Below are 7,701 nucleotides of genomic sequence, written 5' to 3'. Positions count from 1 at the left end.
ACGTTCAGCAGGGACACGCTGGACGACCCCCTGGGTGCGGTCAGCTCGTGTCCCGGCCGGGTGACACCCACGAAATGGGCCAGATCCCAGAGCTCGTCCGTGCCCTTCCACGTGAGGATCTCGCCCATGACGTCCGCACCGGTAATGAAGAACAACTGGGCGTCGGGGCGTAGCCGCGACAAATCACGCAGCGTGTCGATCGTGTATGTGGGCCCCTCGCGATCAATGTCCACGCGGGACACCGTGAAGCGCGGGTTCGAGGCCGTGGCCACCACCGTCATCAGGTAGCGGTGCTCCGCGTCCGAGACCTGTTTGCCGGCCTTCTGCCACGGTTGCCCGGTGGGCACGAAGACCACTTCGTCCAGGTCGAACACGGATGCGACCTCGGAGGCCGCCACAAGGTGCCCGTGGTGAATGGGGTCGAAGGTGCCACCCATCACGCCCAGCCGGGTCTTACCCGGCTGGCGCGGTGGGATGTGCAGCTCAGTGCCCTCTGCGACGGTTGAGGAAACGTTCGAATTCACGCAGTCAGTGTTGCCGGAGACTCAGTGCTGACGCGGCGAATTGAGGTCGTTGATCATGGCGCGCTCATGGGCGGGCAATTCCGCCGGATCCTCGTATTCGCCGATCTCCGGGCTCTTGCCGCGGGACGAGAAGGAAACCGTTGCAATCAGCATGAGCACGAACAAGATGAACGCAATCACGCCGAACATTTCCGTGGGGATGGGCAGTTCGTTCACCACGTGATGTCCGCCCTCTTCGGCGGACAGGGCGGCGTTGTTCAACAGGTGCAACATGTCTGTGCGGTTTCCCTTCTGCTACCGGGCGGTTCCGGTGTCAACAGTGCGATCCGCCCCGAGGCGGTTGATTACATGGTACTTGTCAGGAGCGCACGTGGCCGTCACCCTGGACAACCCACTTGGTGGTGGTCAGCTCTTCCAAGCCCATGGGACCGCGGGCATGCATCTTCTGGGTGGAAATACCGATCTCGGCGCCCAGACCCAATTGGCCGCCGTCCGTGAAGCGGGTGGACGCGTTGACCATTACGGCCGCGGATTCGACTTCTGCGACAAAACGCTCCGAATTGGCCAGGTCATTGGTCACGATGGCCTCGGTGTGGCCGGTCGAGTACTTGGCAATATGAGCCAAGGCCTCGCCCACGGAATCCACGACCTTGACGGCCATGTCCATGCCCAGGTACTCGGTTTCCCAGTCCTCCTCGGTGGCCTGGAAGTGCTCGGAACCCGGGGGCAACAGCTCGGCAGCCCGCTCGTCCACGTGCAGCTTCACACCGGCCTTGTCCAATGCGGCCAACACCCGCTGACCGGCCTCCGACTTGGAGTGCAGCAACAGCGTCTCCGCGGAATTGCACGTGGAGGTGCGGTGCGTCTTGGAGTTGAGCGCGATCTTCTCGGCCATCTCCGGGGTGGCGGACTCGTCGATGAACACGTGCACGTTACCCTCGCCGGTCTCAATGACCGGGACGGTGGCGTTCTTGACCACGGACTGGATCAGCCCACGGCCACCGCGTGGAATCAGCACGTCCACCTTGCCCCGGGCACCCATCAGGGCGTTCGCGCCGTCGCGACCGTAGTCATCCACCGTTTGCACGCAGTCCACGGGCAGCTTGGCGTCGGCGAGGGCGTCACGCAGGATACCCACCAAGGCACGGTTGGATTCCAGGGCGGCGGAACCGCCGCGCAGCATGGCGGCATTACCGGACTTCACGGCGATACCGGCAATGTCCACGGTCACGTTCGGGCGGGCCTCGTAAATGACACCCACCACGCCCATGGGCACGCGCATCTGACGCATGCGCAGCCCATTGGACAGCGTTTGACCGCGCACGATCGTGCCCACCGGATCCGGCAGCGCCGCCAATTCACGGAGGGAATCGGCTAGCCCCTTGATGCGGGCGGGGTCCAGCTTGAGGCGGTCCAACAATGCCGGCGACGTATCGTTTTGTCGTCCGCGTTCCAGATCCTTGCCGTTGGCCTCCAGGACCACGTCCTGGCGCTCCTCGATGCGCCGAGCCATGAGCAGCAGCGCGCGGTCCTTCCACGCGCGGGGTGCCCGCGCCAGCCCGCGAGCTGCCTGACGAGCGTCGTCGGCCATGAGCCCGACGCCCGCCACGGGGTCTTCACCAAATGTTTGCTGTGCGGTCAGGATTGACGTGTTCTCGGCCAAGATTCCTCCTGGATGTTGGTCGGTTCGACGCCCGGGGGCGCCTGTCGTGTCAGCGTACTTCTCAAAACATGGGACGCGGGCGGCTACTTGAGCTTGGTGCGCGCGGATCGTGGGCGCAGCGTGACCAGGTTGTCCACGTGGATCAGTTCCCGGGCGAAGTCCTCTCCGAACTCGTCACCGAGCTGGTCGGTGCGCTTACCCAGCATGTCGGGCACTTCGTCCGAGCTGTAGTTGATCAAACCGTGGGCGACCTCATTGCCGTCCTGGTCCTTCATGGAAACGGGGTCACCGGCGGTGAATGTGCCGCTCACCGCGTTGACTCCCGCGGCCAGCAGTGACCGCCTGCCACGAATGGCTTCCACGGCGCCGTCGTCGAGTGTGAGGGTGCCCTTGATGTCGGCGAGGTGAGCCAGCCACAGCAACCGCACGTTGCGGCGACCACCGGTGGTGGAGAACCAGGTGCCCACGTTTTCCCCGGCCAGGGCCTCGTTGATATTGCCCGCGGAGGTCACCAGCGCGGGAATTCCCGACGCCGCCGCGATGCGAGCGGCCTGCACCTTGGTCACCATGCCACCGGAGCCCACACCCACGCGACCGACGGATCCGATTTCGACACCTTCCAGGTCCGCGATCGGGTCATCGATGCGAGCGATCCGCTCGCCGCCGTCCTTGGGCGGCTTGGTGTACAGGGCGTCAACGTCCGAGAGCAGCAGCAGCGCGTCCGCCTTGATCAGGTGCGCCACGAGCGCGGCAATGCGGTCGTTGTCGCCGAACTTGATCTCGTGGGTCGCCACGGCGTCGTTCTCATTGACGATGGGCAGGATACCCAGGTCCAACAAGCGTTCGATCTGGCGGTGCGCGTTCTTGTACTGCGAGTGCCGCATGAGGTCTTCGGCGGTCAGCAGCACCTGCCCCACCGTGACCCCGTAACGCGCAAAGTATTCGGTGTAGCGGGAGATCAGTAGTCCCTGTCCCACGGACGCGGCCGCCTGCTTGGTGGAGAGGTCCTTGGGCCGCTTGGCCAGACCCAGCGGTGACAGACCGGCGGTGATCGCACCCGAGGACACGAAGATGATGTCTGTGCCGCGAGCCTTCGCGCCGCCGAGGGCGTCCACAATGCTGCGCAGCGCGTTCTCGTCAATAGAGTTCTCGACGGAGGTCAGCGACGAGGACCCCACCTTGACCACCACGCGTCGCGCCTGGGGCAGCTGGGAGGGCTCAGTGATCGGAGACCGACGGTTCTTCCCACGGTTCTCCGTGCTCAGCTGCATGGCCGACTTGGCCGCGTCCTGCTCGACGGCTGCGACATCAATCTTCTCGGTGGTCATTTTTTCACTCATGCTCGGGGAGATCCTGTCGACGCTGATCAAGGTGACGGCCGCGCGCCTGGTCCACTGATTCCGTCCAGACACCTGCCTTGCGTTCGGCCTCGAGCTCGGCACGAGCCTCGGCCTTCGCGTCCATGCGATCGTAGAACTGTTCGCGCTTTTCACGGCGCGTAGGACGGTTCGTTTCGTCCAACCGCAAGTCCGTACCGCGCGGGCCGCCCAACAGCTCCGCGCCTCCCACCATGGTGGGCTCCCAGTCGAAGACCACGCCGTTGTCCTCGGGACCGATCAACACCGCATCACCGGGACGGGCACCGGTTCGGAACAATTCGTCCTCGATACCCAGCTTGGCAAAACGGTCCGCGAGGTAACCCACTGCTTCGTCGTTGTTGAAATCTGTTTGTTGCACCCACCGCTCGGGCTTTTCACCGCGCACGTGCCACAGGGGTTCTCCCCCGCGGTCCTCACGGGAAATCGTGAAACCCTTGCGGTTCTCGCCGCGACGGCCACGCACGGGCTCCGGACGCACCACCTGGGACTGTGTGTCGGTTTCATCGGGTTCATCCTGGGTGCGCACCTGCGCCACGAGCTCTGCCATGGCGAACCCGAGTTGACGCAACCCCTCGTGTGATGCCGTGGACACCTCGAACACGCGGTAGCCGCGCTTCTCCAGATCCGGGCGGATGAACTCCGCGAGCTCCCGGGCCTCGGGGACATCGATCTTGTTGAGCACCACCATCCGGGGGCGTTCCGTCAAGGGCACGGTGTCCTGGTTCTCGTCCTGGATGTCCTGGGCGTAGTGGGCCAACTCGGTCTCCAAGGCGTCCAGGTCCGTGAGCGGATCACGGCCCGGTTCCAGGGTTGCGCAGTCGATCACGTGAACCAGCGCGGCGCAGCGCTCCACGTGCCGCAGGAATTCCAGGCCCAGACCCTTGCCCTGGGAGGCCCCCGGGATCAGACCGGGAACGTCCGCCACGGTGAAACGTGTGTCGCCGGCCTGCACCACGCCCAGGTTGGGTACCAGGGTGGTGAAGGGGTAGTCCGCGATTTTCGGGCGGGCCGCGCTCATCGCCGCGATCAAGCTCGACTTTCCCGCCGAGGGGAAGCCGACCAGGGCGATGTCCGCAATGGACTTGAGCTCGAGTTCGACCTCGTGTTCCGCGCCCGGCGTGCCGAGCAGGGCGAAACCGGGGGCCTTGCGCTTCTGGGAGGACAGTGCGGCGTTGCCCAGACCACCGTAACCGCCGCTGGCGATCACGTATTCGGTGCCTTCACCCAGCAGGTCCGCCAGGACGTTTCCCCGGCGGTCCTTCACCACGGTTCCATCGGGAACGGACAGGATCAAATCCTGACCCTTGAACCCGTGGCGGAGATCGCCCTTACCCGGTTCACCGTTGGGGGCCTTCTGGTGAGGTGAGTGGTGGAAACCCAGCAGCGTGGTGGACTGGCCGTCCACGCGAAGGATCACGGAACCGCCGTCTCCGCCATTGCCGCCGTCGGGTCCACCGAGCGGCTTGAACTTCTCACGGCGCACGGACACACAACCGTGTCCGCCATTGCCGCCAGTAGCGTGCACAATGACTCGATCGACAAAACTGGCCACGGGGCTCCTTAAAGTCCTCGGCGCCTTCGCTGCCGCAGGGGCACAGCGAACACCTCTGGTTGAAAGACTAAAGGGTGAGCGCGTATTGCGCCCACCCTTTAGTGGTTGCCGGCCACGGGAAACCTGTGGACAGCGGGTGGACCCGGAGGTCCAAAAGTCAATTACTCGGCGGTCTGGATGTTGACCACGCGACGACCGCGGCGGGTACCGAACTCGACGGCGCCGGCGGACAGGGCGAACAGGGTGTCGTCCTTGCCGCGGCCCACGTTCAGACCCGGGTGGAAGTGGGTGCCGCGCTGGCGGACCAGGATCTCACCGGCGCTGACGGTCTGACCGCCGAAACGCTTCACGCCCAGGTACTGAGCGTTCGAGTCACGACCGTTGCGAGTGGAGCTCGCGCCCTTCTTATGTGCCATGGTGTGTGCCTACCTTCGTGTCAAATGTACGGGAAAGGGTGTGACTCAGGCGTCGATGCCGGTGACCTTGACGGTCGTCAGCTCGGCGCGGAAGCCCTGACGCTTCTTGTACCCGGTCTTGTTCTTGTACTTCATGATCGAGATCTTGGGACCGCGAAGGTCTTCAATGATCTCGGCAGTGACCTTGACGTTGGCCAGGGTCTTGGAATCGGAGGTGACCTTGTCCCCATCGACCAGCAGCAGCGCAGGAAGCTGAATGGTGCTGCCTGCCTCACCGGCGACGCGGTCAAGGGTCACGAGGTCTCCAACGGAAACCTTCTCCTGGCGGCCGCCTGCGCGGACAATCGCGTACACCACTTGGGAACTCACTTCTCTCGACATCTATGGACTACGTGTAAGGGTCGGGAACACACCTGGAGGACCACGAATGTCGAGACATCACGTCGCGGCAGTCCTAGCAGACCGCGCCTCGCGTGGCTTTCGCATCAAACAGGAGGTGAACCCGAGTGTGCCGCCTGACGCGGTGGATTTAACTGTCCACACACACGCTGGTACCCGGCACCGAAAATCTAGCCTACCCGATGCGTGGAAGCTACGGCAAACGGGCGGGCCCCGGCGCGTCGAACGGGTTCGGCGAAGAACCGCAGCTCCAGCTCACAGCCTCGCATGAACACCTCCCGCATGCGCCGTCGGGTAACCGGGTCTGCCGTTGCGGCTGCCCGGTCCACGATGTCCTTGGCCCGCTCGGTCGCGAGGTGGAATCCGGGAGCATTGTAGGTGGCCAGCCAATCGCCGTACGGATGCGGTTCCAGTCCGGCCGCGCGGGCCTTTTCCGTCAGCGCGCCACCCACTGCCGCGTAGAGCCAGTAGCACGGCAATACTGCCGCGGCCCCCACCGCGAAGGTCTCACTTCCCGTGGCCGCCAGCAGAAAATCCGAATACGTCTTGGTCACCTCGGACGCCGGCTGCGGGGGCGCACCGTGGAGCCGCGTGCGGTGCAGCGCAGACTCCACGGTCACGACCTCCGCCGCTCCGTGGGCGAAGAATGCGCGCGCCGATTCCGACGGCGCCGCCGCGGCCAACGCGGCCAGCGCACGTGAGTAAACAGCCAAGTACTGCCTGTCCTGGTCCAGGTACCACTGGAAGGTCTCGGACGGCAGCGTGCCGTTGCCCAACTGGGCAACGAAGTCCAGGGTGTCGATCTCACCACGCACACCCTCGCAATCGCGCCAGAGCGCATCCGTGAATCGCCCGTGGGAGTCGGTGTCCACCAGAACATGCTGAGCATGGTGGAAATGATGTACGGGGCCGTTGCCCCGTCCCACGTGGAGACCGTCGGCGTGTTCGAGCGCGCCGCGCAGCCACGAGCGCGCCGTGCTCACGGCGCCCACCCAGTCCCCCGTGCGTGCCACGACCGTGGCAATGGCGCAGGACAGAGAACACCCGGTGCCGTGAGTGTTGGACGTTGCGACGCGCGGATCGTCGAACACGATCACGGGCTCGTCCCGCCCGGGTTCGAGCAGAGCATCCGGGGTTCGCGCTCCGGGCAGGTGGCCACCCTTCACGAGGACGCGCGTGCCGAACCGCTCGGCCACGTCTTGGCCCTGTCTCAGGGCCTCGGTCCACGTGCCAGCCGGCGCCGCACCGGCCAGCACGGCCAGTTCCGGGAGGTTGGGCGTGATCAGGTCGGCGAACGGCAGCAGTGCCAACAGGGCCGTTTGAGCCTCCGCCCGCAACAATCGCCCACCGGCCGTGGCCACCATCACGGGATCAAGCACCGTCACCGGTGGTTTCACCTCGGCCAGCCAGTCGCGCACGGCCTCGATCACCTCGACCGATCCGAGCATGCCCACCTTGACCGCGTCCAGAGTCACGTCGGAGCTCACGGCCTCGAGCTGGGCGCGGAGGACCCGCACGGGTGGGGTGTGGATGTCGATCACGCCCGTGGTGTTCTGGGCCACCACCGCGGTGATCACGTTCATGCCGTAACCGCCCATTGCGGCGATGGACTTCAGGTCGGCGGCCTGCCCGGCGCCGCCCGTGGGATCGGTGCCCGCGATCGACAGGACGCGGGGCACGGTTGGAACAGCAGAATGCGTAGTCAGCACGACATTCCCTTCGCTAGTACGAGCTAGATCAGGTTCAACGGGTGTTATCTCAGCCGCTC

Annotated in this window: 8 protein-coding genes and 1 riboswitch; all 8 genes read right to left on the bottom strand. The window is 65.1% G+C overall.

Annotated features, from left to right (window positions below; translation table 11 throughout):
• A partial coding sequence (gene nadD / locus Q4E95_RS09490) for a nicotinate-nucleotide adenylyltransferase (protein ID WP_303383075.1) occupies positions 1 to 524 on the bottom strand: 524 nt, incomplete at its 3' end.
• 21 nt (positions 525 to 545) lie between these two features.
• A complete protein-coding gene (locus Q4E95_RS09485) occupies positions 546 to 797 on the bottom strand; it encodes a hypothetical protein (protein WP_303383074.1) in 252 nt (83 codons plus the stop codon).
• An 85-nt stretch (positions 798 to 882) separates the two neighbouring features.
• Positions 883 to 2,187: a glutamate-5-semialdehyde dehydrogenase gene (locus Q4E95_RS09480; protein WP_303383073.1), complete on the bottom strand. Its 1,305-nt coding sequence runs from the start codon at positions 2,185 to 2,187 to the stop codon at positions 883 to 885.
• Between the two features lie 83 nt (positions 2,188 to 2,270).
• The gene (gene proB / locus Q4E95_RS09475; protein ID WP_303383072.1) at positions 2,271 to 3,527 is read right to left on the bottom strand and encodes a glutamate 5-kinase; all 1,257 of its coding nucleotides are present in this window, start codon (positions 3,525 to 3,527) and stop codon (positions 2,271 to 2,273) included.
• Positions 3,520 to 5,118: a GTPase ObgE gene (gene obgE, locus Q4E95_RS09470; RefSeq protein WP_303383071.1), complete on the bottom strand. Its 1,599-nt coding sequence runs from the start codon at positions 5,116 to 5,118 to the stop codon at positions 3,520 to 3,522. The genes proB and obgE overlap by 8 nt, the downstream gene beginning before the upstream one ends.
• Positions 5,119 to 5,279: 161 nt before the next feature.
• Positions 5,280 to 5,534, bottom strand: coding sequence for a 50S ribosomal protein L27 (gene rpmA / locus Q4E95_RS09465; RefSeq protein ID WP_190780252.1), 255 nt, complete (start codon positions 5,532 to 5,534; stop codon positions 5,280 to 5,282).
• A gap of 45 nt (positions 5,535 to 5,579) precedes the next feature.
• On the bottom strand, positions 5,580 to 5,891 hold the full coding sequence (gene rplU, locus Q4E95_RS09460) for a 50S ribosomal protein L21 (protein WP_303383076.1): 312 nt from the start codon (positions 5,889 to 5,891) through the stop codon (positions 5,580 to 5,582).
• Positions 5,892 to 6,103: 212 nt separating this feature from the next.
• Positions 6,104 to 7,642, bottom strand: a complete 1,539-nt coding sequence (locus Q4E95_RS09455; protein ID WP_303383070.1) for a bifunctional hydroxymethylpyrimidine kinase/phosphomethylpyrimidine kinase — start codon at positions 7,640 to 7,642, stop codon at positions 6,104 to 6,106.
• Positions 7,631 to 7,701, bottom strand: a riboswitch (TPP riboswitch). This riboswitch is flagged as partial in the annotation. Its footprint overlaps the gene before it by 12 nt.

The organism is Kocuria sp., assembly GCF_030536815.1.
GTDB lineage: Bacteria > Actinomycetota > Actinomycetes > Actinomycetales > Micrococcaceae > Kocuria > Kocuria gwangalliensis.
Note: the sequence above shows the minus strand (reverse complement) of the source record. Positions and strands in the feature narration are given on the sequence as shown.

Bases quoted from the DNA above. Each gene is read 5' to 3' on its own strand.
- Q4E95_RS09485 (WP_303383074.1), bottom strand. From the start codon at position 797: ATGTTGCACCTGTTGAACAACGCCGCCCTGTCCGCCGAAGAGGGCGGA.
- proB (WP_303383072.1), bottom strand. From the start codon at position 3,527: ATGAGTGAAAAAATGACCACCGAGAAGATTGATGTCGCAGCCGTCGAG.
- rpmA (WP_190780252.1), bottom strand. From the start codon at position 5,534: ATGGCACATAAGAAGGGCGCGAGCTCCACTCGCAACGGTCGTGACTCG.